This window comes from Brevibacterium sp. AGC70 (genome assembly GCF_057334195.1).
This window is the reverse complement of the sequence record NZ_JBHFIH010000003.1, coordinates 46,485-71,762: the sequence shown is the minus strand read 5'-3', so window position 1 is coordinate 71,762 and position 25,278 is coordinate 46,485. Positions and strand designations below refer to the sequence as shown.

The following is a 25,278-nucleotide window of genomic DNA, read 5'->3' as shown; positions in this document are numbered from 1 at the left end:
GAACCCGATGCGAATTCGCGGTCAAATCCGAGGTCGCAGGTACCAGTCGGGTGAATTCCCCTCGCGTGGTGAGGGGCCGCTAGGCTGGGATCACCACGTATTTTCGAAAGAGAGCCACTATGCCGGTGAATACCGATAAGCAGGGAACCAGCTATTCTCTGCCACGCCCCTATGAGGTGTCGCGGGAGGCGGTCGCGGAATTCGCGCTGGCCACCAACGCGAAGGCCGACTACCACTTCGAGACCGAGGCGGCGACCGCCCTTGGCTATCACGACGTCGTGGCACCGACCACCTTCGCCGTGATCATCGCGCAGAAGTCCGAAGCGGCTTACATCAGTGACCCCGAGTCCGGCATCGACTTCTCCAAGGTTGTTCACGGTTCGGAGCAGTTCAGCATCACCCGGCCCATCGTCGCCGGTGACCGCCTGGCCGCTACGACCCACGTCGACGGCGTGCGCGCGTCGGGCGGCAACGCCATGATCACCACCCGCACAGAGATCACCGACGCCGCCGAACAGCCTGTCGTCACAGTGAACTCGACCATCGTTGTGAGAGGAGACGGAGAATGAGCGTCACCGACTTCTCCCAACTGACCATCGGAGACACCGTCGTCGAAGCCGAGATCCCCCTGTCGCGGGCATCGCTCGTCGACTACGCGGGCGCCTCGGGCGATCACAACCCGATCCATTGGTCAGAACGCTTCGCCACCGAGGTGGGTCTTGAGGGAGTCATCGCCCACGGCATGCTCTCGATGGCCGTCGTCATCGCCCCCATCGTCGAATGGATCGGCGATCCGGGCGCGATCGTCGACTACCGGACACGGTTCTCCGCGCCGGTGCTCGTCCCCGACGCCGAATCCGGCACACCGGCCACACCTACCGCCGCACTGTCGATGACCGCGGTGGTCGGGGCCGTCGACGGAGCTGTGGGCACCGCTCGCATCGACGTCACGGTGAAGTCCGGTGGCCAGGATGTGCTCAGCCGCACCCAGATCCGAGTCTCGCGGTGACGACGGATCTGGCAGAGTTCACGACGTTCCACCTCGGCGGCCCAGCAGCCAAGCTGCATATCGCCGAGACCAGGGACGATCTTGTGGACTTCTCTCGTGAACATCCCCTGAGTCTGTCGGCTCAACCCGCGGCCGATGTACTCTTCATCGGCGGCGGATCGAACCTCCTCGTCTCCGATGCCGGCTTCGACGCCGAGGTGTGCGTGGTCGCCACCAAGGGTGTGACGATGACCGATACCTCGGAGACCGAAACCCATGTCACCGCCGAGGCGGGGGAGAACTGGGACGAATTCGTCGCCTTCACCCTCGGCTCCGGTCTCTCGGGTCTCGAGGCCCTGTCCGGGATTCCCGGCTCTGTCGGAGCGACTCCGATTCAGAACGTGGGCGCCTACGGGACAGAGGTCGGAGAACTCATCACCTCGGTCGAGGTATTCGATCGCCTCGCCGGGCAGGTCCGTCACCTCAGTGCCGCCGAACTCGAGTTCGGCTACCGCACCTCGGCGCTCAAACGTGCGCAGCAGAGAACGGGCACTGCCCAGTACCTTGTGCTGTCGGTGACCTTCGATCTGCACCGCAGCCCGAACTCCCTGCCGGTGCGCTACGCACAGCTCGCCTCGGCATTGGATGTCGAGATCGGGGAGTCGGTGCCGGCCACGCTGGTGCGCAGCAGCGTCATCTCCCTGCGCAGGTCCAAAGGCATGGTTGTGGACCCAGAGGACCACGACACCTGGTCAGCTGGTTCCTTCTTCACGAACCCGATCGTCGACGACCCCGCCGAGCTGCCCGCCGAGGCACCCCGCTACCCGGTCACCGATCCACTGAGCGGATCGACGATCGAAGGACGGACGAAGACTTCGGCGGCCTGGCTGATCGAACACGCGGGATTCTCCAAGGGCTTCAGCGTCGGGAAGGGTCGGGCAAGCCTGTCGACCAAACACACCTTGGCACTGACGAATCGTGGCCAGGCGGCGACCGACGACGTCCTCGAACTCGCCCGTGCCGTGGTCGACGGGGTGAATGAGAAGTTCGACATCGTCCTCGAGCCTGAACCCACGTTCATCGCCTGCTCGCTCTGAGACCGTGCCCTGGAATGCAGCCTGTGTCGCCACGTCGGAGAACCTCAGCCCTGCTGATCCTCATTGCTGTGGTCGCAGCTGTGACCCTGCCCTGGGCGCTCCTGTCTGCACGTGCTGATCTCAGCTTCGGCCCGCATGAGGCCCGCTATCAGATCACGGCAGACTCCCGGCTGACCGTTGACTTCGGTCCCTTGGGCAAACTGCTCGTCCCCGCAGACGACTATCTGCCGCTGGGGCTGGGACTGTCTGTCGACATCGGACAGATCCCGGTCTCCGGAACAGACGAGGACGACTCCCACGCAGGTGCCTCCGAACGGCGTTCTGACAGAAGTTCCCCCGACGGATCGGACGGTGCCCCCGACGGATCGGAGCAGGGAGTCGGGGGAGGAGCGGTCGATGCCCTGGGCGGCGACATCGCCTCCTACGCTTCCCTGTTCTCAGCCCCACAAGCACAGGTCAATGAGGTCGTCGACGGCTTGACCACCGAGATCCTGGCCCGGTGGGCCCTGGCCGTCTGCCTCATCAGCGGTGTGGTCGTGGCCATGGCGTTCATCCTCGGGCCCGTTCGGCTCGCCGGGATCGGGAGGGCTTTCGTCGGAAAGGAGCTCATCGGCATCGGCCTGGTCACCATCCTCGTCCTGGCAAGTGTCGGCACAGCAGTTCTCACCCGCCCCAAGCCTCTCGACGCCGATCCCGCGTTCGACGGGACCCCACTGGCGGGTGCACAGGTCACGGGCCGCCTCGGCGGGGTCATCGATGCCGCGTTCACAGCGGTCAAGGACTTCTCCGACGACAACGACGCCTTCTACGACCAAGTGCTGGAGAACCTGGGCACTCAATGGACCACGCGCCCTCAGACCGGCAATTGGTCGGATCAGGGGATGGTGCCTCGCCCGGGTGGGGACGAGGACGGGCTGAACGCTGACGTATCGACATTCGTATTCGGCTCGGACCTGCACTGCAACATCGGCATGGCCCGCGTCGTCGGCGCGGTGACTCGGATGAGCGACGCCGATGCCTACATCGACGGGGGAGACGTAACGATGACGGGCACCTCGGCGGAGAACTACTGCCTTGATGTGCTCGACGACGAACTGCCTGACAAGCTGCCGCGGATGATGGTCAAGGGCAACCACGACTCCACTGAAACCACGAATCACGCAAGGAGTCAGGGCTGGAAGGTCCTCGACGACACGAGTGCGAAGATGAGCGGAGTGACGTTCTTCGGCGGACCGGATCCCCGTCGGACCGTGTTCGGATCCGGGCCGCAGCTTGAGACCGATCTCACCGCCGATCAGTTCGCGCAGAAGCTCAACGACGAGGCCTGTGCGAGCGACTTCGACATCATGGTCATCCACGATGCGCGGGTCGGGGCGCCGTCGCTGCGCTCCGGATGTGCGCAGCACAGCCTCAGCGGACACTGGCACAAACGAGTCGGCCCGGAGGCCCTGGGCAGCGGAGTCCGCTATGTGAGTTCGACAACAGGCGGCGCCCTGGCGAACGCACTGACCCCGGGGCCGCTGAAGATGGACGCGGAACTGAGCATCGTGCGCGTGGACAATCGGACCAAACGGCCCATAGACGTCCAGATCGTCACGGTCAGCCCCGACAAGACGGTCACGATCGACCCCTGGAAGACCTTCCCGGAGCCTGTGCCGCTGGTCGCTCAGCCGCCCCAGACACAGCCCGCGAGCGAGGAGGAATGAGGGGCGGGGAAGTCGAGTTCAGACAGGTATGGGAGCCCGGTTCGACTAACGGCGGTCACAGGCGGTATGCTCGTTTCTCGTGGTTGGACACAACTCGGGGAACACGAATCGAGGGTGTCGAATCGAAGGGGTGTGGCGCAATTGGTAGCGCAACGGTCTCCAAAACCGTAGGTTGCAGGTTCGAGTCCTGTCACCCCTGCGCAGTTGATATCTGCTTGAGTCATATCGGCGAAACGCCGTCCTCGACGGGCTTGAACAATTGTGCTGTCCCAATGGAAACCGACCGAGTGAGGATGTGTGGAAGACACACCGGCAAAGAAGACTGGAGATAAGCCCAAAGGCGCCAGTCGTAAGCAGCTCGGGTTCTTCGGACGAATCCTGCAGTTCTTCCGCGAAGTCATCGCGGAGCTGAAGAAGGTCGTCACCCCGACACGTAAGCAACTGGTCAATTACACCCTGGTTGTGCTGGGCTTCATCCTCTTCATGATGCTTCTCGTGGTAGTTCTCGACCTCGTGTTCGGCAAGCTCGTCGGATTCGTCTTCGGCGGAACACCGCTGTGGCCATTGTGGTGACTCACCCCCAGCGGTGATCACTTGGATTTCAAACACATTGCAGACCCTTCACTCCCATACGGGAATCACTACACGCGAAGCGAGGAATTGATCGGTGTCGGATACCAATTCACCTGAGCAGGAAACCCCTGAGACACAGAACGCCACTCCAGAGGAGTCGAGCGTTGCACCAGTGGTGGAAGACGTCGAGAACGAAACCTCCGCTGTGAGCGCCGACGACGCGCTGGTCGAAGACGCACCCGCTGACGAGGTTGTTTCTGAAGAGGCACCTGCCGACGATGCCGCTTCTGACGAAGCCGCCGTCTCTGCCGAGGATGCCGCCTCTGATGACGACAGTGCCGCAGCCGACTCCGATGAGGTTGCCCCCGGCGATGACGCAGCAGCCGAATCAGCCGAGACGGATGAGGCCCCTGCCGCCGAGGCCGACCCGGCCGAAGAGTTCAAGTCGGAACTGCGCATGCAGGAGGGTGACTGGTACGTCATCCACTCCTACGCAGGCTACGAGAACCGGGTCAAGCAGAACCTTGAGAACCGTTCCATCAGCCTCAACCTCGAAGAGTTCATCTTCGAGTCCCAGGTGCCGATGGAAGATGTCGTCGAGATCAAGAACGGCCAGCGCAAGCAGGTCCGTCGCGTGCGCATTCCGGGCTACGTGCTCGTGCGCATGGAACTCACCGATGAGTCATGGGGCGCGGTTCGCCACACCCCGGGCGTGACCGGATTCGTGGGCAACGCCTACGACCCGACTCCTCTGTCCATCGACGAGGTCTTCACGATGCTCGCTCCGATATTCGAAGAGCGCCAGGCCGAAGCCGCTGCCGCCGAAGGAGTGCAGGCCGAGCAGGCCGCGAAATCCGCCCCCATCACCGAGGTGGAGTACGAGGTCGGCGAGTCCGTGCTCGTCAAGGAGGGTTCCTTCGAGGGTCACCCCGCAACGATCCAGGAGATTCGTCCGGAATCACAGAAGCTCACAGTGCTGCTGTCGATCTTCGAACGCGACGTTCCCGTCGAGCTCAGCTTCGACCAGGTCTCCAAGCTCTGAGCAGATTTCCACGGTAGGAAAGGGCCCGGTGAACTCCGGGCCCTTTCGCCATTCACGCCCAGTGATGCCTGTCACCGACATTTGCTCCAGGGTCTGCAGGCATGGAATACTGGTGTGGTTTGATCTCGGTTCCCATCGGAAGCCGATTTCGGACGATGCGCCGTATTTCTCTGGCGCATCGAAACTTCAAGATTAAGGACCGAATATGCCTCCCAAGAAAAAGGTAGCCGGCCTCGTCAAGCTCCAGATTCAGGCAGGTGCCGCTAACCCGGCGCCTCCGATTGGTCCGGCGCTTGCCCAGCACGGCGTCAACATCATGGAATTCTGCAAGGCCTACAACGCCGCAACAGAGTCCCAGCGCGGGAACATCGTTCCCGTCGAGATCACAGTGTTCGAAGATCGTTCGTTCACCTTCATTCTCAAGACCCCACCGGCTGCAGAACTCATCAAGAAGGCTGCAGGCGTGAAGTCAGGTTCGGCTACTCCTCACACCGACAAGGTTGCTCACCTGAGCGCCGACCAGGTTCGCGAGATCGCCACCACGAAGATGCCTGACCTCAACGCCAATGACCTGGATCAGGCTGACCGCATCATCGCCGGCACCGCTCGCTCCATGGGCGTGACCACCGACATCGAGGTCTGAGACCAGACATTTCACTGTGGTAGGGCTCGCGCAGCCCGCACCACGACTGCAAGGAGAGAAGCAGATGGCAAAGCGTTCAAAGGCCTATCAGGCCGCGGCAGAGAAGATCGCCGCAGATGTGACATACGAACCGGCTCAGGCAATCGCCCTGGCCAAAGAGACCACAGTGGCGAAGTACGATGCCACCGTCGAGGTCGCCCTCCGCCTGGGTGTTGACCCACGTAAGGCGGACCAGATGGTGCGCGGCACCGTCAACCTTCCGCATGGTACCGGTAAGACCGCTCGGGTCCTGGTGTTCGCTGCCGGCGACCGTGCAGAAGCTGCCCGTGAAGCAGGTGCTGACTTCGTCGGCTCCGATGACCTGCTGGAGAAGGTGGCCAATGGCTTCACCGACTTCGACTCGGCTGTTGCCACCCCTGACATGATGGGCAAGGTCGGACGTCTGGGTAAGGTTCTGGGCCCACGCGGCCTGATGCCGAACCCCAAGACCGGCACCGTGACCATGGATGTCGCCAAGGCCGTGACCGAGATCAAGGGCGGAAAGATCGAATTCCGCGTCGACAAGCACTCGAATCTGCACTTCATCATCGGAAAGGTCTCCTTCTCCGAGGAAGCGCTGCAGCAGAACTTCGATGCAGCGATCGAAGAGGTCCTTCGTCTGAAGCCGAGCTCCTCGAAGGGCCGCTACATCTCGAAGGCAACCGTGACGACATCGAACGGTCCTGCCGTTCCGATCGACGGTTCATCGATGCGCGTGGTCTGATCCCTGTGAGGGATTGAATTGCGTTCAGCAGTTCTGGGCGGGAAGTGAGACATTCACTTCCCGCCCTTTCTGTTCCCTGAGAACCCTCATTCAGTCTTGCCCGGAAGAGGTATCGCGGATAGATTGTGAGCACCGACGACCACTGTGTGCCAACCGCCGATGGAGGTGGACAGCTCCGCCATGCATTCGACTCCGCTGCTTCGCGATGACTATCAGCGCATTGTCCGTCGTGCCCATGACAATCTGGCATCACTGACCGCACCGGAGACTTCGGACCCGGGAGTCCGCCCAGCCGTCCTCGAGTCCTGGAACCGATCCCTCGGCCGTCTTCGCGACCCAGGTGGAGTACGTGTGCACATGGCCTATGAGGCCGATCAGCTCGCCGAGGTGAGGCGCCGTCATCCGTTCCACTCCATCATGGGCCTGCTGCAGTCGCATCTGATCGAACCTGCCAAGGAGGCAGGGCTGCTCGTGGCGCTCGGTGATGAGCAGGGGCGTCTCCTCTGGGTCGAGGGTGAGCGCGCCGTCCGCAATCGTGCCGAGTCCATGGGCTTCGTGCCGGGCACCGACTGGTCGGAGGACGTGATGGGGACGTCCGCTCCCGGACTCGCTCTGCGCTCGCGCACTGCCGTGCAGATCAGTCAGGCCGAGCACTTCTCCGCCGAGGTGCACTCGTGGAGCTGCAGTGCAGTGCCCGTGACCCATCCGCTGACCGGTCAGGTCTTGGGCATCATCGACGTCACCGGCGGTGATGACGCGGTATCCTCCATCGTCTTGCCGTTGCTGAATTCCACGGCTCAGGCCGCCGGCGCCGGATTGGCGAAGCTCTACACCCCGGACTCCGGTGGACTGTCTCCTGTCGGTACCGGTGACGGTGCCTATCTCGAAGTCACCGGAGTCCGTCCCCAGCTCTCGAGCCCTGACGGCACTCGAATCACGCTGTCGGGACGACATGCGGAGATCCTGCTGCTCCTGGTGCGCAACCCCGGCGGCATCAGCAGCGCCGGGCTCGCCGACCGGCTGTGGGCGCATGGCGGAAGTGAAGTCACTGTCCGGGCGGAGATCGCGCGTCTGCGCAGAACGATTGACCACCTCGGCGACCTGCGCCTCGATGCCCGCCCCTACCGACTGCGGGGAGACATCGACAGCGACGTCGAGCGCACGCACCGGGGCCTGGCCCGAGGGGACGTGGAGACCGCCCTCAACTTCTATCGGGGGCAGGTGCTGCCCGAGTCCGATGCCCCCGGCATCCGGGAGATCGGTGCTGAACTGGAAGCGCTGATTCGGGAGAGTCTGCTGCAGAACGGAACCTGGCAGCAGCTGTGGCGCTATGCGGGATTGGCCGAAGCTCGCGAGGATTCGGAAGTGCTGATGTCGGTGCTGCGCCTGGCACCACCCGAAGCACCCGAACGCAACGCGGCTGTCGTGCGACTCGAAGCCCTCGGATACTGAGTCAGAGGACCTGGAGCTGACAGCTCTGCTGCTGTGATGCAACCCACATGCAACGTTGCCCTGCGTAGCGTGTGGAGCAATCGGAGACAGACATCCGATCGCCGCATACGCATCAAAGGAGTTGCAATGACTGTTTACGCTCAGCCTGGTCAAGACGGATCGCTCGTCACCTACAAATCACGGTACGAGAACTTCATCGGCGGACAGTGGGTCGCTCCCGTCAACGGGAACTATTTCGAGAACCCGACGCCCATCACGGGTAAGACGTTCTGCGAAGTGCCAGCCAGCACCTCGGAGGACATCGAGCTCGCACTCGACGCCGCACACAAGGCGGCTCCGGCCTGGGGCAAGACCTCGCCCGCAGAACGCGCCGTGATCTTGAATAAGATCGCGGATCGGATCGAGGAGAACCTCGAGATGATCGCGGTTGCCGAGACCTGGGACAACGGAAAAGCCGTCCGTGAGTGCCTCAACGCCGACATTCCGCTGGCCATCGATCACTTCCGCTACTTCGCCGGAGCGATCCGGGCACAGGAAGGCGGGCTCTCTCAGCTCGATGACGATACGGTGGCCTATCATTTCCATGAGCCGCTCGGCGTGGTCGGTCAGATCATTCCCTGGAACTTCCCGATCCTCATGGGCGTGTGGAAGATCGCTCCGGCGCTGGCCGCAGGCAATGCCATCGTCCTCAAGCCTGCCGAGCAGACTCCGGCCTCGATCCTCGTCCTGATGGAACTCATTGCGGACCTGCTTCCCGAGGGAGTCCTCAACATCGTCAACGGCTTCGGGCTCGAAGCAGGCAAGCCACTGGCTTCGAACAAGCGGATCTCGAAGATCGCATTCACCGGAGAGACGACTACGGGCCGCCTGATCATGCAGTACGCCTCGCAGAACATCATCCCGGTCACTCTCGAGCTCGGCGGCAAGTCCCCGAACATCTTCTTCGACGACGTCAATGCCTCAGATGACGCCTACTGGGACAAGGCCCAAGAGGGCTTTACCATGTTCGCCCTCAACCAGGGGGAGGTCTGCACCTGCCCGTCGCGTGCACTGGTCCAGGAATCGATCGCCGATCCCTTCCTCGAAGCGGTTGCAGAACGGACGAAGAGGATCGTGCAGGGCAACCCGCTGGACACCGACACCATGATGGGTGCGCAGGCCTCGAACGACCAGTTCGAGAAGATCATGTCCTATCTCGACATCGGCAGGCAGGAGGGCGCCGAGGTGCTCACCGGCGGAGCCCGGGCCGACCTCGGCGGGGACCTGTCCGGCGGCTACTACGTGCAGCCGACCATCTTCCGGGGCAACAACAAGATGCGGATCTTCCAGGAGGAGATCTTCGGCCCGGTCGTTTCGGTGGCCACCTTCAGCGACTACGACGATGCCATCGCCACGGCGAACGATACCCTCTATGGTCTGGGCGCCGGGGTCTGGTCGCGCAACGGCAACACCGCCTATCGTGCGGGCCGGGACATCCAGGCTGGCCGAGTGTGGGTCAACAACTACCACGCCTACCCGGCACACGCGGCCTTCGGCGGCTACAAGGCCTCCGGCATCGGACGTGAGAACCACCTGATGATGCTCGACCACTACCAGCAGACGAAGAACCTGCTGGTCAGCTACTCGGAGAACGCCCAGGGCTTCTTCTGAGGCGAGTCTTCCTCTGAGTTCACGCGACGGTGCCCGGTGGCAGCGACGCACAACAGCACATCCCACATCATCACAAAGGAGTCCTTGATGTCAGACATGAAAGCAGCAGTCGTCAACGAATTCGGCAAGGATCTTGCCGTCGGAGACAACGAGATTCCCGAGCCCGGACCCGGGCAGGCGCTGATCAAACTCATCGCCTCGGGGGTCTGCCACACCGATCTGCACGCGGCGCACGGCGATTGGCCGATCAAGCCGAAGATTCCCCTCATCCCCGGACATGAAGGTGTCGGGACCGTCGAGAAGCTCGGACCCGACGTCACCGATGTCAAGGTCGGACAGATGATCGGCAATGCTTGGCTGTGGAGTGCCTGCGGAACATGTGAGCACTGCCGCCAAGGGTGGGAGACGCTGTGCGAACAGCAGGTCAACGGCGGCTACGGTATCGACGGATCGTTCGGTGAGTACATGCTCGTCGACACGAAGTTCGCCGCCATCATCCCGGAGGGATCCGACCCGTACGAGATTGCGCCCGTACTGTGTGCCGGAGTCACCGTCTACAAGGGACTCAAGCGCACCGAGGTGAAGCCCGGGCAATGGGTCGTCATCTCAGGCATCGGCGGGCTCGGCCACATCGCCGTGCAGTATGCGGTGGCAATGGGGATGCGCGTCATCGCCGTCGACGTCGCCGATGACAAATTGGCATTGGCGAAGAAGCACGGAGCGGAGATCACGGTCAACGCCTTTGCCGAGGAGCCGGCCGACATCATCCAGGAGAAGGTCGGAGGCTCACACGGTGTGCTCGTCACGGCGGTGCACCCGAAAGCATTCGGGCAGGCGATCTCAATGACTCGCCGAGGCGGGACCATCGTCTTCAACGGGCTTCCCCCGGGCGAGTTCCCGGCCCCGATCTTCGACATCGTCCTCAAGGGGCTGACGATCCGCGGATCGATCGTCGGCACCCGCCAGGACATGGTGGAAGCCTTGGAGTTCTACGCAGCGGGCAAGATCCACCCGACGTTCACCAAGCGGCCGCTCGAGGACATCAATGCGATCTTCGACGAGATGATCCACGGCAAGATCGACGGCCGAGTCGTCATCGAGTACTGATCCACTCGGTCAGATCAAGTCTCCGGGCGCTGAGCAGCTTCTCTGCAGGTTGCGCAGCGCCCTGATGCTGGCCGGCGGTCACTGGTGGTTCCAGCCGGCCAGGTGCCAGCAGGAGTGTGGCCAGCATCTCCGCCATCGATTGGACTTGGCGCGAAGTCCTTCGATAGACTTCAACTACCCAAGACCGTCGGTCTTTTCGGAACCGGCAGAATCCGCAATCGGATCCTGTTGCCCGGAAACGAAGACTCCACTGGAGTGACCTGCGCAGGTGAGCACGAGATTCTTCCGATGAGTTCCTATGATCTCATCATTCGAAGCGTTTCACGCATGCCTGCGTGGAGCGCTTTTTTGGCGTTGGGACACGATCGGCGACTGTACGAAAGGAACTACCATGGCGAGGCCAGACAAGGCAGCCGCAGTAGAGGAGCTCAAACAGCAGTTTGAGAACTCCGACGCTGTGTTGCTGACCGAGTACCGCGGTCTCACCGTTGCGCAGATGAAAGATCTGCGCGTTTCACTCGGTGAGAACGTCAGCTACGCCGTGGTAAAGAATACGCTCACTGCTATTGCAGCCAAAGAAGCCGGAATCAACGATCTCGATGAGTTCCTCAACGGACCCACCGCGATCGCATTCGTCAACGGTGAACCACCAGAGGCTGCAAAGGCATTGCGTAACTTTGCCAAGGCGAATTCTCAGCTCGTATTGAAAGGCGGCTACTGGGATGGTGCCGTCCTCAGTGCTGAGAATGTCAACAAACTCGCCGACCTCGAACCACGCGAAGTGCTGCTTGCAAAGGCAGCTGGTGCCATGAAGGCAAGCCTCCACCAGGCGGCTTACCTGTTCACCGCTCCGATGGTCAAGGCCGTGCGCACTGTCGACGCTCTGCGCGAGAAGCAGGACGACGCTCCTGCTTCAGACGCCTGAGCAACACCCCATAAACCCGGTCGCTCAAAGTGACCACCAAAGGAAGGACTGGCCACCATGGCTAAGCTCACCCCCGAAGAGCTCATCGAAGGCTTCAAAGAGCTCACACTGATCGAACTCTCCGACTTCGTCAAGAAGTTCGAAGAGGTCTTCGAAGTTGAAGCTGCTGCACCTGCCGCTGCTGTTGCCGCTGCACCTGCTGCCGCTGCTGAGGCTGCCGAAGAGCAGACCGAATTCGACGTCATCCTCGAATCGGCCGGCGAGAAGAAGGTTCCCGTCATCAAGGAAGTTCGTGGGCTCACCTCCCTCGGACTGAAGGAAGCCAAGGACCTCGTCGACGGCGCTCCTAAGGCTGTCCTCGAAGGCGTGTCCAAGGACGCAGCCGATAAGGCCAAGGAAACCCTCGAGGGCGCAGGCGCAACCGTCACCCTCAAGTGATTTCTCTGGCAGCAGTCTGACTGCTGCCGCTTCGAAGAACCCCACAGCCGATGCTGTGGGGTTCTTCGCATTCACAGTGCGCGCCGGCTATGTTGCAGGACCGCAACGTGCTGCGACTTCGGCGACAGCCTGCCCTGACCTATTCTTAAGTGGTGACTGATAGTGCCACCGACACCAGACTGCTGAAGAGGCTGAGTTCCACACTCCGTGACTCCTGGCAGAGCGATCCTCTGTACATCGATCCGATCATTGCGCCGGGACTCACCGACAGTCAGAAGACGGCGGTCGAGCACGCATCGAAGCAGGCAGGGCAGTCGGGTGTTGTCCATTTCGTCGCGATTACGCCTGCGCAGCCGAGATCAGACGAGCCGAGATGGGCCCGCTTCACCTCTGATCTCGCATATGCGATGCACAAAGACAGCGGCGGAGAACAGACCATCGTCCTCTTCACCCAGGCAGACGATGCCGCGCGATCCTACGCTTATCTCGTCGATGCTAATGGGCCGGCTATACCGCCGGGCTCGGACTTTCTTGCCCGTTCGTCCAGCGACGACTTTTTGCCTGTCGAGCTGGCAGTGCCCTATCAGCTGCAGATTCTCGTCGCGGCTGCGAAGGGGACCGAACCTCCGGCACCCCCGGACTTCGACACTCGCGATGCGGGGGATCGCAATGAGGATTACATCGAAGCCACCGGACTGGATAATGGCAACCCGGACGCCCTCGTCTTCGGTGCGACGGCAATTGCCGCCATGGGGCTGAGTATCTGGGTGCTGCGGCGTCGGGAAAAGTACTCCTGGCGGAACTCGCTGACGACGAAACCGGACCCCGTCAGGACGCAGCAGCTGCCTGAGCGTGTTGAAAGTGCGCTCGAACCGCTTCCCGAGCCGCAGGAGTCCACCGAAGAGGCATGGTCGCTGTATGACCGCGGTCGGCGAGTGCAAGGGGCGATCAGGTCGCTCATCGCGGCTAATCCTGATTGGGCGCAGAGCGTCGACTTCTCGCACCGTTTCGGTGTTGAGAACCTGCTGAGCACGCACAAATGGGTACGTGCTCGGCTTCGCGGTTCGACCAAGGCCAGCTCCGAAGCGCCTCGGTTCTGCTTCCTCTTCCCTCACCACCGAAACAGAATCGAGACGTTCGCGCTCAAACAGGACGGGACCACGCTGACAGTCGACATGTGCGATCGCTGTCGCCGCGAAATCAACGACGGTCACGAGCCGCAGTGCCTCATGGTGCCCAAACGGCCCGGATCGAAGAAGCCTGTTCCCTACTATCAGCGCTCGGATGTCTACGCACTGTCCGGCTTCGGCAGCTTTCAGCCACTCGAGGACGCAGTCCTGGAGTCACTGGGAACACCGTCGACGTCCCCGACAGGAGGACGAGGATGAACACGGCAGCGAAATTGGGTGCGGCAATCATCATCTTCGGTGCTGTCGCAACCGGTTCGTCGATCTACAGCCACTCCGAATTCGACGAGGCCAGAGATGCTCGCATCGTCGCTGAAAAGGGCGACACGATCACGGTCGATTCGATCTATCTCGATCGCATCGAGGGCAGATACGACCCGAACTACGACCGGAGCCGGTACCAGGAGATCGCAGAGTCGCTGCAGTCCGACCCGATCTATATCGACGCCTATCAGGCATTCGAAGTCGACGACGAGAGCCTGGCGACGATCAGAGACGAAGTCAAAGACCTCGACATGCCGATCTACGTCGCGTTCCTGGCCACCTCGCAGGTCGATGATGCGGATGGGCAATCTCAACTGCTGGCTGGGCGGATCGCCGAGGAGCTGCCCGACAAGCGCGCCACAGTGGTCGTGGTCGGGGCAGTGACCGAAGGTATTGCCGACAAGGGAGCCGACCGGCGCGTGGCTTCCTACGATGTCGCCACAGACGTCGACGATAATCGTTCGGCCGTAGCGCGCAGATATGTGGAAGCGCTCAAGGCGGCCGAAACCGAGGCCTCGAAGTCCAGCAGCTCGCGAAGTCTCGACGATGAGCTGCAGCCGATCGTCGTCGATGAGGACACTTCCACCGATCCGAGCACGTTGGTCTATCCGGTCGGTGCAGCCGTCGGGGGTGCGGCGCTCGGCCTCATCGTCGGCGGTGGTCTGGGAATCGGGGGAGTCTTGGCGTGGAGAGCGATCAAGAAGAGGAAGCAGAACACGTGACAACTGATGCACAGCAGATTGCCGAGGCACTCAAAGACGACCCGTTCCACATCGACGGGGCGGTCGAGGGGTCTCTCAACGCGGAACTCATCGACCAGGCTCGGGAGACGGCGAAGGAATTGGACTACGACGTCTATGTCATCGCGGTCGATGAGCACTCTCTGAACCGAGATCTGTTGGAGCAGATCAAGGTGTTCAACGGGGGCGAAGGTTCGTTCATCATGATCAACGGCGAATCCCAGATCGCTGTCGATGTGAACTTCGCGGACAACCATGACCTCAATATGCAGGTGATGGACCAGTTGTCGGTCGCCCGCGAAGAGTGGAACATCAGCTCACCGTCGACGACGAAGCTCAATATCCTCCTCGACCTCTATGCGCAGCCGCAGGAATACAAGCAGGAAGAAGCCGTAACCGGGCAGGAAGCGCCCGGCAGCGAGGTCCAGACCGTTGACGGCTCGGGATCCTTTGCTCCGATGTTCCTCGGCGGGGCGGTACTCATCCTCGCTCTCGTCATCGCCGGTATCTGGTTCACCCGATCGCGACGGCAGCGTCGCGAGGTGACGCGGACGCAGCAGCGATTTCAGCTGCCCGATCGGCTGCTGAACCGCGTCGACAGCCTGCAGCGGCGATCATTGCGCGAGACCATCAATGCCGACACGACTCAACTGGCCGGGGAGATCGATCGGCTGCAGACGCAGAATCTCAACGCGGTGAGTGCTGCCAGCGTCGAGCGCGGACTCGACGCCTACCAGATGGCCCGCACGATCGTCGACGACGAAACATCCGAACGCATCGATCTGGCCGGAGCGATGGTCCTCCTCCGGCAGGCAGGACGCGAAATCGCCGAGGCGGATGCTGCCAGGAAGAGGAAGCGCAGTCCCGGTGCACGAAGCGGACTGCCGCAGAGTCTGTGCACCATCAATCCGCTGCACGGAGAGGCGCAGTCCACGACGCGCCTTGACGCCGATGCCTCAGGTGTACGCGTGCCCGTCTGCGGAAGCTGTCAGAACGACCGACAGCGCGGCAACCAGCTGCAGTGGATCTTCGACGGTGACCGGCCCTATGTCGAAGGCGACAGCGTGTGGGCGCAGACTCTGTTCGGCGCCATCGGCTCAGACCTCATCACTGCCCTGCACCGGCAGGGCAGATGACCTGCTCTCGGGGGAAGCTCCGGTCATGGTCACCTGGCATGGCACGAGCGGGCAGAGCCACCTCGGCGTCGGCTTGATTCGATCTCAGACCGTCGATGTCCTCAAGCTGACGTTCGACGAAGTCCCGGTCAACGGGCACTCCATGCCCAGGCACGAACACTGTGGTCTCGGGGAAGGACAGCAGCGTGTGCAGGCTGGTCACCCACTCGCTCAGTGAAGCATCGTCGCCTGCCTGTGGGGGAGCTCCCTCCTCCACCAGGTCACCGGTGAACACGATGCCCTGATCGGGCAGGCGCACGACGAGATCTGCTGTGGAATGCCCGCCCAGCACGTGGAATTCGACCCGACAGTCCCCGAGGTCAAGCACAACCTCCGACTCAGCGGCATCGACGGGGGAGACGTCGACGATGAGGTCGCTGGGATCCTCGGGCAGCTCGGATGCGAATTCGGCGGTCTCGGGGGCGTTGCGAACGGCGTCGAGGGCGATCCATGCGGTCGCCTCCTGGTCTCCGGCGAAGGACGCGGAGACGTGGAAGGTCTCGATTCCTGCTGCGGCAAGGGTGGCATTGCCGAAGAAATGATCCCAATGGTCATGAGTGATGACGGCAGCAATGGGATTGACGCCGCCAGTGACCTCGAGGCTCAGATGCTGTGCCGTGTCGGCCAGATACTTCGCCGTGCCGGGCCCCGGGCCCGAGTCGACGATGAGGCTGGCGCGAGAGCCGGTGATGATTCCGCAGTTGACCGCGGCCGGATTCAGAGAGATAACACTGACATTGACCATGAGTGCAGTCTAGAATGTCAGCCCATGGAGATCACTCACATCCCAGCCGGATCTCGCAGCGGCGAAGAGATCGAGAGCGTCCTCGCCGAGGTGCTCGACTTCGATACGCTCATCAACCGAGCATCGGGGCTCGGCAGCGATTTCGACCCCCGCGCAGACGAGGTGCGGCGGGAGTTGCTCTTTCCCACACAATACCTGAGCAACCAGACGTGGATCGGTCGGCGCGGCGGGGTCATCGTGGCCAAAGGAATCGCCTACCTGGCATTGCAGGACAACCTCGATGTCGCCGACGTGTGGTGCTCGGTCCACCCTGAGCTGCGCGGACAGGGACTGGGCTCAGAGCTGCTGGCTGAGATGGAGACCAACCTGGCAGCTCAGGGCCGAACACAGCTGACCAGCTACTGCGAGATCCCATCATCGGCTCGTGACGCCGATCTGCGGGGTGCGCATCTCGCGGCTGACTCCGGCGCGGGAAGTCTGCCCGTGAATCAGCCGGACGTCGCCTTCCTCATCCGACACGGCTTCGCCTTCAAACAGCTGGAGCGGTGCTCCGTGGCGAATTCCGCCACGGCGGCACGGCTGCCCGCCGTTGACCTCGACGCCGGCTATGCGATCGAGACGTGGGATGGGCCGACGCCTGAACACCGGCTTGACGCGGTCGCACTTCTGCACCAGAGGATGTCGACGGACACCCCCGGCGCCGAAGAATTCGGTGAAGAGGAGGCGTGGGACGCCGCACGAGTCCGTGCCCTCGATGCGAAGCGGACCACAGACCGGGAGCTGGTGAGCACGGCACTGGTGCTCAAAGGGGAGGCAGCCGCGGGCTTCACCGAGGTCGCACACTTCGACGAACGCCCTGAGGTCGGGTGGCAGGGATCGACTCTGGTGACGCGAGAACACCGCGGACACGGACTCGGGGCGGCACTGAAGATCGCCAATCACGTTGCGCTGGGGGAGCGTACCGGCGTGAAGCGAATCTACACGTGGAATGCGGTGGAGAACTCGTGGATGCTTCTCATCAATGACAGGGCGGGATTCGCAACCTGGGCCTGGGTCGGTCTGTGGAAGAAGCGTCTTGCATGACTTGACCGATTGCTATAAGCTTGATATTTGCGTTGATCTGCCTGTGGCGTGCCTTCATATAGCGGGGGGCACCTCATTTCCACTCAAGTGAACCACGTTGTCGCCCGGTGTCGAAATCTGACACACCTGGGGTCGTCGACGTGACTTCGGGTGGAGGGTCAACCTATCAATTGGTGAAGCACTCGGAAGGATCCCATTGGCCGCCGCCAACGATAACACCAGGACCGCTAACGCCCCCAAGAGAATCTCCTTCGCGAAGATTCGCGAACCGCTCGAGGTTCCCGATCTGCTCGGTCTGCAGACAGACAGCTTCGATTGGCTCATCGGCTCGGAAGCGTGGCAGGACCGCGTCGCCGAGGCCATTGAAATCGGAGACGATTCCGTAGCAACCACCTCGGGACTCGAAGATATATTCGAGGAGATCTCACCGATCGAGGACTTCGGTGGATCGATGTCGCTGTCGTTCCGGGAGCACCGGTTCGAAGCCGCCAAGTACTCCATCGATGAGTGCAAGGAACGCGACATGACCTATTCGGCGCCACTGTATGTGACCGCCGAATTCATGAACAACAACACCGGCGAGATCAAGAGCCAGACCGTCTTCATGGGTGACTTCCCCCTCATGACTGACAAGGGCACGTTCATCGTCAACGGCACCGAGCGTGTCGTCGTCTCGCAGCTCGTGCGTTCGCCCGGTGCCTATTTCGAGTCCAGCGTCGACAAGACCACTGACAAGGACATCTTCACCGCGAAGATCATCCCTTCCCGTGGTGCGTGGCTGGAGTTCGAGGTCGACAAGCGCGACCAGGTCGGCGTTCGCCTTGACCGCAAGCGCAAGCAGTCGGTCACTGTTCTGCTCAAGGCCCTCGGCTGGTCCGAAGCGAAGATCCTCGAGGAGTTCGGCGAGTTCGAGTCCATCCGCGAGACCATGGCCAAGGACACGGTCAACACGCAGGACGAAGCGCTGCTCGACATCTACAAGAAGCTGCGCCCGGCAGAGCCTGCGACCGCAGAAGCGGCACGCAACCTGCTCAACAACCTGTACTTCAACCCCAAGCGCTACGACCTGGCCAAGGTCGGCCGCTACAAGGTCAACCGCAAGCTGGGCGTCGATGCACCGCTGAGCGACTCGGTCCTGTCGACCGATGACGTGGTTGCGACCATCCGCTACCTCGTGTCCCTGCACGCAGGCGTTGACACCTCCAAGGGTGTCCGTGACGGCGAGAACATCGAGCTCAACGTCAAGCTCGACGACATCGACCACTTCGGCAACCGTCGCATCCGTGCAGTCGGCGAGCTCATCGAGAACCAGGTCCGCACCGGACTCTCTCGCATGGAGCGCGTCGTCCGTGAGCGCATGACGACCCAGGACGTCGAAGCGATCACGCCTCAGACCCTGATCAACATCCGTCCCGTGGTGGCTGCGATCAAGGAGTTCTTCGGCACCTCGCAGCTCTCGCAGTTCATGGATCAGAACAACCCGCTCGCGGGTCTGACTCACAAGCGCCGCCTCTCCGCTCTGGGACCTGGTGGTCTCTCGCGTGACCGTGCCGCCATGGAAGTCCGTGACGTTCACCCATCGCACTACGGACGTATGTGCCCGATTGAGACTCCCGAAGGCCCGAACATCGGTCTGATCGGCTCGCTGGCCTCCTACGCCCGCATCAACCCGTTCGGTTTCATCGAGACGCCTTACCGCAAGGTAGTCGATGGTGTCGTCACCGATGACACCGAGTACCTGACTGCCGACGATGAGCTCGAGTTCAACATCGCTCAGGCCAATGCGCCGCTGACCGAAGAGCAGCGCTTCGCCGAAGTCGAAGTTCTCGCACGTCCTAAGGGCGGCGGCGGCGAAGCCGAGCTGGTCCAGTACGACACGATTGACTTCATGGACGTCTCCGCGCGTCAGATGGTGTCTGTTGCGTCCGCACTGATTCCGTTCCTCGAGCACGATGACGCGAACCGTGCCCTCATGGGTGCGAACATGCAGCGTCAGGCCGTGCCGCTGGTGATGTCGGAGTCTCCAGTCGTGGGCACCGGCATGGAATACCGTGCAGCTGTCGACGCCGGCGACGTCATCACTGCCGATCGCCCAGGCGTCGTCACAGAGGTATCCGCCGACTTCGTCACCGTTCTGGCTGACGATGGCACGATGCAGACCTACCGCGCTTCGAAGTTCAAGCGTTCCAACCATGGAACCTCTTACAACCAGCGCATCATCGTCGACGAGGGCGATCGCGTCGAGCCGGGCACGGTTCTGGCAGACGGACCGTCGACTCAGAACGGTGAGATGGCGCTGGGCAAGAATCTCCTCGTGGCATTCATGTCATGGGAAGGCTACAACTTCGAGGATGCGATCATCCTCTCCCAGCGTCTCGTCCAGGACGACGTTCTGTCCTCGATCCACATCGAGGAGCACGAGGTCGATGCTCGCGACACCAAGCTTGGTGCCGAGGAGATCACTCGCGACATTCCGAACATCTCGCCGGACGCACTGGCAGACCTCGACGATCGCGGAATCATCCGCATCGGCGCCGAGGTCACCGACGGCGACATCCTCGTCGGCAAGGTCACCCCGAAGGGTGAGACCGAGCTGACGCCGGAAGAGCGCCTGCTGCGAGCGATCTTCGGTGAGAAGTCCCGTGAGGTCCGCGACACCTCGCTGCGTGTGCCTCACGGCGAGATCGGCACCGTCATCGGTGTCCGCGTCTTCGACCGGGAGGAAGACGACGAGCTCTCGCCGGGTGTCAACCAGATGGTCCGCGTCTACGTCGCTCAGCGCCGTAAGATCACCATCGGTGACAAGATGGCCGGTCGTCACGGCAACAAGGGTGTCATCTCGACCATCCTGCCTGTTGAGGACATGCCGTTCCTGGCCGACGGAACCCCCGTCGACATCATCCTCAACCCGCACGGTGTTCCGCGTCGTATGAACATCGGCCAGGTCTTCGAAGTCCACCTCGGATGGATCTCGAAGCAGGGTTGGAAGATCGAGGGCAACCCCGAGTGGGCTGCCGAACTGCCGGATGCCGCTCGTGAAGCCGAGGCCGGCACGAACCTGGCGACCCCGGTCTTCGACGGTGCACACGAGCAGGAGCTGCGTGGACTGCTGGACTCGACGACTCCGAACCGCGATGGGGATCGACTCATCGATTCCTCGGGCAAGGCCCAGCTGTTCGACGGTCGCTCCGGAGAGCCGTTCCCGTACCCGATCGCTGTCGGCTACATGTACATGCTCAAGCTCCACCACCTCGTCGACGACAAGATCCACGCGCGTTCGACCGGTCCGTACTCGATGATCACCCAGCAGCCGCTCGGTGGTAAGGCGCAGTTCGGCGGTCAGCGCTTCGGTGAGATGGAAGTGTGGGCCCTCGAGGCCTACGGTGCGGCGTACACGCTGCAGGAACTGCTGACGATCAAGTCCGATGACATCCCGGGCCGTGTGAAGGTCTACGAAGCCATCGTCAAGGGCGAGAACCTGCCCGACCCGGGAATCCCGGAGTCGTTCAAGGTCCTCATCAAGGAGATGCAGTCCCTGTGCCTCAACGTCGAAGTTCTGTCTTCTGACGGAGCCGAGGTTGAGATGCGTGACGGCGAGGACGAGGTCTACCGGGCAGCTGAAGAGCTCGGCATCGACCTGTCACGCCGTGAAGCCCAGACCGTAGAAGAAGTCTGAGGACTTCCACTTCAACCGACACAACTTCGCGATGAACTCGACGTTCATCGCCAGGAAAGAGGATTTACGTGCCTGACGTCAATTTCTTTGATGAGCTACGTATCGGTCTTGCCACTGCGGAATCCATCCGCGGCTGGTCACACGGTGAGGTGAAAAAGCCTGAGACCATCAACTACCGCACACTCAAGCCCGAGAAGGACGGACTCTTCTGCGAGAAGATCTTCGGACCGACCCGCGACTGGGAGTGCGCCTGCGGCAAATACAAGCGTGTCCGCTTCAAGGGCATCATCTGTGAGCGCTGCGGCGTCGAGGTGACCCGCGCCAAGGTTCGCCGTGAGCGCATGGGACACATCGAGCTGGCCGCACCGGTCACTCACATCTGGTACTTCAAGGGCGTTCCTTCGCGCTTGGGCTACCTGCTGGACCTGGCACCGAAGGACCTGGAGAAGGTCATCTACTTCGCTGCTTACATGATCACCTCGGTGGACGAGGACTCTCGCCACCGTGATCTGCCCAGCCTGCAGAACAAGATCGACATCGAGAAGCAGCAGATCGGCACTCGCCGTGACGCCGACATCGATCGTCGTGCCAAGAAGCTCGAAGAGGACCTGGCAGCTCTCGAGGCCGACGGCGGCTCCGCCCCGGCCAAGAAGAAGCTGCGCGATGTCGCCGAGAAGGAAATGGAGAAGCTGCGCAAGAACGCCGACCGTGAGGTCGACCGCCTTGAGCAGGTATGGGACCGGTTCAAGAGCCTCAAGGTCAACGACCTCGAAGGCGATGAGAGCCTGTACCGCGAGATGTTCCACCGTTTCGGTCTCTACTTCACCGGTGCCATGGGCGCCGAGGCGATCCAGAAGCGACTGCTCGAATTCGACCTCGAGGCCGAGTCCGAGAAGCTGCGCGAACTCATCGCCACGGGTAAGGGCCAGCGCAAGACCCGCGCCCTGAAGCGTCTCAAGGTCGTCAATGCGTTCCTGACCACCGACAACAACCCTGAGGGCATGGTCCTCGACGTTGTTCCCGTGGTGCCGCCGGAACTGCGCCCGATGGTGCAGCTCGACGGTGGACGTTTCGCCACGTCTGACCTCAACGACCTCTACCGTCGTGTGATCAACCGCAACAACCGTCTCAAGCGTCTCTTGGACCTCGGTGCCCCCGAGATCATCGTCAACAACGAGAAGCGGATGCTGCAGGAAGCCGTCGACTCGCTGTTCGACAACGGTCGTCGCGGTCGTCCGGTGACCGGACCGGGCAACCGTCCGCTGAAGTCACTGTCGGACATGCTCAAGGGCAAGCAGGGACGTTTCCGTCAGAACCTTCTGGGCAAGCGTGTGGACTACTCGGGCCGTTCGGTCATCGTGGTCGGTCCGCAGCTGCACCTGCACCAGTGTGGTCTGCCTAAGACCATGGCTCTGGAACTGTTCAAGCCCTTCGTGATGAAGCGTCTGGTCGATCTCAACCATGCGCAGAACATCAAGTCGGCAAAGCGGATGGTCGAGCGTCAGCACCCTCAGGTGTGGGACGTCCTCGAAGAGGTCATCACCGAACATCCGGTGCTGCTCAACCGTGCACCTACTCTGCACCGTCTGGGCATCCAGGCGTTCGAACCCCAGCTCATCGAGGGCAAGGCCATCCAGCTGCACCCCCTCGTCTGCTCGGCGTTCAATGCTGACTTCGACGGTGACCAGATGGCAGTGCACCTGCCGCTGAGCCCTGAGGCTCAGGCAGAGGCACGTGTGCTCATGCTCTCGGCGAACAACATCCTCAAGCCTTCGGACGGCAAGCCCGTGACCATGCCCTCGCAGGACATGATCATCGGTCTGTACCACCTGACCTCCGAGCGCAAGGGTCTGGCCGGCGAAGGACGCTCCTTCACCGGTCTCGGCGAAGCCATCATGGCCTTCGATCGTGGAGAGCTGGACCTCGGTTCGGTCATCACGATCCGTCTTGAGAACGTTGTCCCCGGCGACGATCTTGAGGTTCCCGAAGGCTGGGAGGCCGGCGATCCGCTGGACGTGCAGACCACTCTGGGTCGTGCACAGTTCAACGACTACCTGCCTGCCGACTACACGTACGTGAATTCCACGATCGACAAGAAGGCGCTCAGCCGCATCGTGAACTACCTGGCCGAGGAATACCCCAAGGTCGAGGTCGCGCACACCTTGGACAACTTCAAGGCCGGCGGCTTCTACTGGGCAACTCGTTCGGGAATCACGATCTCGATGTCCGACGTGGTCTCACCCGAGGCCAAGACCGAGATCATCGACGACGCGGAGGCCCTCGACACGAAGGTTCAGCAGCAGTACGAACTCGGTGCGCTCACCGACGACGAACGCCGCAACGAACTGGTCAAGCTGTGGACCGAGACGACGGAGAAGGTCGACCAGGTCATGCGGACTAACTTCCCGGAGGAGAACTCGGTTCTGCGTCTGGTGGAGTCTGGCGCATCGGGTAACTGGATGCAGGTCCGCCAGCTGGCCGGTATGCGTGGACTGGTGACGAACCCGAAGGGTGAGATCATCCCTCGCCCGATCGTCTCGAACTACCGTGAGGGACTCTCGGTGCTCGAGTACTTCATCGCCTCGCACGGTGCTCGTAAGGGTCTGGCCGATACGGCTCTGCGTACCGCTGACTCCGGTTACCTGACTCGTCGCCTCGTCGACGTGTCGCAGGACGTCATCATCCGCACCGCCGAAGCCGATACGAACAAGGGCATCACCCTGCCTGCAGCCGAGCGCGACCACGAGGGCAACCTCGTTCCGCACGAGTATGCAGAGACGAGCCTCTACGGCCGCCTCACGGTCTCAGACGTCTCCGACGCTGATGGCAATGTCATCGTGCCGGCGAAGACCGACGTGACCGCGGAGACGATCGATAAGCTGGTCGCTGCCGGGATCGAAGAGCTCAAGGTTCACTCCGTGCTCACTGCTGATTCCGATACGCAGATCTCGGCCATGCACTACGGCCGTTCGATGGCGACCGGAAAGCTCGTCGACATCGGCGAAGCAATCGGCACCGTCGCTGCCCAGTCGATCGGTGAGCCGGGAACCCAGCTCACCATGCGTACCTTCCACACAGGTGGTGCGGCGGCGTCCACGGGTGACATCACCCAGGGTCTGCCGCGTGTGACCGAGCTCTTCGAAGCTCGCACACCGAAGGGCTTCGCTCCCATCGCCGAGGCGACCGGACGTGCCAAGATCGACGACAGCCGCAAGACCCGCTTCGTCGTCATCACACCCGATGACGGTGGCGAAGAGATCGAGCACGCAGTGTCCAAGCGTGCCCGCCTCCTCGTCGAGGACGGACAGAACGTCAAGGCCGGCGAACAGCTGGTCATCGGCGCTGTCGATCCGAAGCAGGTGCTGCGCATCCGCGGTCGTCGTGAGGCCGAACGCTTCCTCGTCGAGCAGGTGCAGAAGGTGTACCGCTCGCAGGGCGTGGGCATCCACGACAAGCACATCGAGGTCATCGTGCGCCAGATGCTGCGTCGCGTGACCGTGATCGAGTCGGGCGACACGAACCTGCTGCCCGGCGAGCTGGTCGACCGTGGCCGCTACCAGGGCGAGAACCGTCGTGTGGTCGCCGAAGGCGGCCAGCCGGCATCGGCTCGTGACGAGCTCATGGGTATCACGAAGGCCTCTCTGGCCACCGATTCGTGGCTGTCTGCCGCATCCTTCCAGGAGACGACACGCGTCCTCACTGAGGCCGCGATGGAAGGCAAGTCGGACACCCTGCTCGGACTCAAGGAGAACGTCATCCTCGGTAAGCTCATCCCTGCAGGCACCGGCCTGCAGACACACCGCGACATCGTGGTGGAGCCGACCGAAGAGGCGAAGGCCGAGATGTTCACGAACAGCTACGGTGACTTCTATGCAGGCATCGGTTCCGATTCCGGATCCGCCATCCCGCTGGAGGACTACGACTACGGCGCCTTCAGCTGAAGCTGATCGTCTGAGTCGCGTCCCTGTCGCTGAGTCATCAGTCTGAGTCGACAGGCACAGCAAGAGGGGCACCCACCATCAGG

Annotated in this window: 20 protein-coding genes and 1 tRNA gene; 20 read left to right on the top strand and 1 reads right to left on the bottom strand. The window is 62.1% G+C overall.

All coding sequences use genetic code 11. From position 1 onward, the window contains the following. Positions 1-119: 119 nt before the first annotated feature. The 17 genes from ACE03M_RS03385 (at position 120) to ACE03M_RS03305 (ending at position 15,711) form a co-directional block, all read left to right on the top strand. Positions 120-569 carry an FAS1-like dehydratase domain-containing protein gene (locus tag ACE03M_RS03385; protein WP_485932747.1) on the top strand — a complete coding sequence of 150 codons (450 nt, stop codon included), beginning with the start codon at positions 120-122 and terminating at the stop codon, positions 567-569. Further along, positions 566-1,009 carry a MaoC/PaaZ C-terminal domain-containing protein gene (locus ACE03M_RS03380; RefSeq protein ID WP_485932746.1) on the top strand — a complete coding sequence of 148 codons (444 nt, stop codon included), beginning with the start codon at positions 566-568 and terminating at the stop codon, positions 1,007-1,009. Before ACE03M_RS03385 ends, ACE03M_RS03380 begins: the two co-directional genes overlap by 4 nt. Further along, entirely contained in the window at positions 1,006-2,085 is a 1,080-nt protein-coding gene (locus tag ACE03M_RS03375) for a UDP-N-acetylmuramate dehydrogenase (protein WP_485932745.1), read from the top strand. The genes ACE03M_RS03380 and ACE03M_RS03375 overlap by 4 nt, the downstream gene beginning before the upstream one ends. Before the next feature lie 23 nt (positions 2,086-2,108). After that, entirely contained in the window at positions 2,109-3,791 is a 1,683-nt protein-coding gene (locus ACE03M_RS03370; RefSeq protein WP_485932744.1) for a metallophosphoesterase family protein, read from the top strand. Positions 3,792-3,917: 126 nt separating this feature from the next. Beyond that, positions 3,918-3,990: transfer RNA gene (locus ACE03M_RS03365), tRNA-Trp, on the top strand. Between the two features lie 98 nt (positions 3,991-4,088). Next, positions 4,089-4,364 (top strand): preprotein translocase subunit SecE, encoded by a 276-nt coding sequence (gene secE / locus ACE03M_RS03360; protein WP_143921975.1) that lies wholly within the window; start codon positions 4,089-4,091, stop codon positions 4,362-4,364. 94 nt (positions 4,365-4,458) lie between these two features. Further along, entirely contained in the window at positions 4,459-5,406 is a 948-nt protein-coding gene (gene nusG, locus ACE03M_RS03355) for a transcription termination/antitermination protein NusG (RefSeq protein ID WP_485932743.1), read from the top strand. A 205-nt stretch (positions 5,407-5,611) separates the two neighbouring features. Then, the gene (gene rplK / locus ACE03M_RS03350; protein WP_069599770.1) at positions 5,612-6,049 is read left to right on the top strand and encodes a 50S ribosomal protein L11; all 438 of its coding nucleotides are present in this window, start codon (positions 5,612-5,614) and stop codon (positions 6,047-6,049) included. A 64-nt stretch (positions 6,050-6,113) separates the two neighbouring features. Beyond that, on the top strand, positions 6,114-6,812 hold the full coding sequence (gene rplA / locus ACE03M_RS03345; protein ID WP_143921973.1) for a 50S ribosomal protein L1: 699 nt from the start codon (positions 6,114-6,116) through the stop codon (positions 6,810-6,812). A 180-nt stretch (positions 6,813-6,992) separates the two neighbouring features. After that, entirely contained in the window at positions 6,993-8,264 is a 1,272-nt protein-coding gene (locus tag ACE03M_RS03340) for a GAF domain-containing protein (protein WP_485932742.1), read from the top strand. Positions 8,265-8,390: 126 nt separating this feature from the next. Further along, positions 8,391-9,914 (top strand): acetaldehyde dehydrogenase ExaC, encoded by a 1,524-nt coding sequence (gene exaC, locus ACE03M_RS03335; protein WP_143921971.1) that lies wholly within the window; start codon positions 8,391-8,393, stop codon positions 9,912-9,914. Between the two features lie 87 nt (positions 9,915-10,001). Further along, complete coding sequence (adhP, locus tag ACE03M_RS03330; RefSeq protein WP_143921970.1) at positions 10,002-11,021, top strand: alcohol dehydrogenase AdhP; 1,020 nt, start codon at positions 10,002-10,004, stop codon at positions 11,019-11,021. A 391-nt stretch (positions 11,022-11,412) separates the two neighbouring features. Beyond that, positions 11,413-11,946, top strand: a complete 534-nt coding sequence (gene rplJ / locus ACE03M_RS03325; RefSeq protein WP_143921969.1) for a 50S ribosomal protein L10 — start codon at positions 11,413-11,415, stop codon at positions 11,944-11,946. Between the two features lie 57 nt (positions 11,947-12,003). Next, complete coding sequence (rplL, locus tag ACE03M_RS03320) at positions 12,004-12,384, top strand: 50S ribosomal protein L7/L12 (RefSeq protein WP_143921968.1); 381 nt, start codon at positions 12,004-12,006, stop codon at positions 12,382-12,384. Positions 12,385-12,536: 152 nt separating this feature from the next. Continuing rightward, complete coding sequence (locus ACE03M_RS03315) at positions 12,537-13,772, top strand: hypothetical protein (RefSeq protein ID WP_260848044.1); 1,236 nt, start codon at positions 12,537-12,539, stop codon at positions 13,770-13,772. Then, on the top strand, positions 13,769-14,557 hold the full coding sequence (locus tag ACE03M_RS03310) for a hypothetical protein (RefSeq protein ID WP_485932741.1): 789 nt from the start codon (positions 13,769-13,771) through the stop codon (positions 14,555-14,557). Before ACE03M_RS03315 ends, ACE03M_RS03310 begins: the two co-directional genes overlap by 4 nt. After that, positions 14,554-15,711 (top strand): hypothetical protein, encoded by a 1,158-nt coding sequence (locus ACE03M_RS03305; RefSeq protein WP_143921966.1) that lies wholly within the window; start codon positions 14,554-14,556, stop codon positions 15,709-15,711. The genes ACE03M_RS03310 and ACE03M_RS03305 overlap by 4 nt, the downstream gene beginning before the upstream one ends. Here the strand turns inward: ACE03M_RS03305 and ACE03M_RS03300 are convergent. Next, the gene (locus ACE03M_RS03300) at positions 15,683-16,495 is read right to left on the bottom strand and encodes an MBL fold metallo-hydrolase (RefSeq protein ID WP_485932740.1); all 813 of its coding nucleotides are present in this window, start codon (positions 16,493-16,495) and stop codon (positions 15,683-15,685) included. The two genes, ACE03M_RS03305 and ACE03M_RS03300, sit on opposite strands and share 29 nt — an antisense overlap. Before the next feature lie 24 nt (positions 16,496-16,519). Here ACE03M_RS03300 and ACE03M_RS03295 point away from each other — a divergent pair, with 24 nt between their 5' ends. The 3 genes from ACE03M_RS03295 to ACE03M_RS03285 all read left to right on the top strand — a co-directional run bounded on the left by ACE03M_RS03295 (position 16,520) and on the right by ACE03M_RS03285 (position 25,195). After that, a complete protein-coding gene (locus tag ACE03M_RS03295) occupies positions 16,520-17,578 on the top strand; it encodes a GNAT family N-acetyltransferase (RefSeq protein ID WP_143921964.1) in 1,059 nt (352 codons plus the stop codon). Between the two features lie 196 nt (positions 17,579-17,774). Then, complete coding sequence (gene rpoB, locus ACE03M_RS03290; protein ID WP_143921963.1) at positions 17,775-21,254, top strand: DNA-directed RNA polymerase subunit beta; 3,480 nt, start codon at positions 17,775-17,777, stop codon at positions 21,252-21,254. A gap of 68 nt (positions 21,255-21,322) precedes the next feature. Further along, positions 21,323-25,195 carry a DNA-directed RNA polymerase subunit beta' gene (locus ACE03M_RS03285; protein WP_143921962.1) on the top strand — a complete coding sequence of 1,291 codons (3,873 nt, stop codon included), beginning with the start codon at positions 21,323-21,325 and terminating at the stop codon, positions 25,193-25,195. Positions 25,196-25,278 lie beyond the last annotated feature (83 nt).

Excerpts from the sequence above, each read along its gene's own strand:
- ACE03M_RS03385 (WP_485932747.1), top strand. The coding sequence starts at position 120 with ATGCCGGTGAATACCGATAAGCAGGGAACCAGCTATTCTCTGCCACGC.
- ACE03M_RS03380 (WP_485932746.1), top strand. The coding sequence starts at position 566 with ATGAGCGTCACCGACTTCTCCCAACTGACCATCGGAGACACCGTCGTC.
- rplK (WP_069599770.1), top strand. The coding sequence starts at position 5,612 with ATGCCTCCCAAGAAAAAGGTAGCCGGCCTCGTCAAGCTCCAGATTCAG.
- rplA (WP_143921973.1), top strand. The coding sequence starts at position 6,114 with ATGGCAAAGCGTTCAAAGGCCTATCAGGCCGCGGCAGAGAAGATCGCC.
- ACE03M_RS03340 (WP_485932742.1), top strand. The coding sequence starts at position 6,993 with ATGCATTCGACTCCGCTGCTTCGCGATGACTATCAGCGCATTGTCCGT.
- exaC (WP_143921971.1), top strand. The coding sequence starts at position 8,391 with ATGACTGTTTACGCTCAGCCTGGTCAAGACGGATCGCTCGTCACCTAC.
- adhP (WP_143921970.1), top strand. The coding sequence starts at position 10,002 with ATGTCAGACATGAAAGCAGCAGTCGTCAACGAATTCGGCAAGGATCTT.
- rplJ (WP_143921969.1), top strand. The coding sequence starts at position 11,413 with ATGGCGAGGCCAGACAAGGCAGCCGCAGTAGAGGAGCTCAAACAGCAG.
- rplL (WP_143921968.1), top strand. The coding sequence starts at position 12,004 with ATGGCTAAGCTCACCCCCGAAGAGCTCATCGAAGGCTTCAAAGAGCTC.
- ACE03M_RS03310 (WP_485932741.1), top strand. The coding sequence starts at position 13,769 with ATGAACACGGCAGCGAAATTGGGTGCGGCAATCATCATCTTCGGTGCT.
- ACE03M_RS03300 (WP_485932740.1), bottom strand. The coding sequence starts at position 16,495 with ATGGTCAATGTCAGTGTTATCTCTCTGAATCCGGCCGCGGTCAACTGC.
- ACE03M_RS03295 (WP_143921964.1), top strand. The coding sequence starts at position 16,520 with ATGGAGATCACTCACATCCCAGCCGGATCTCGCAGCGGCGAAGAGATC.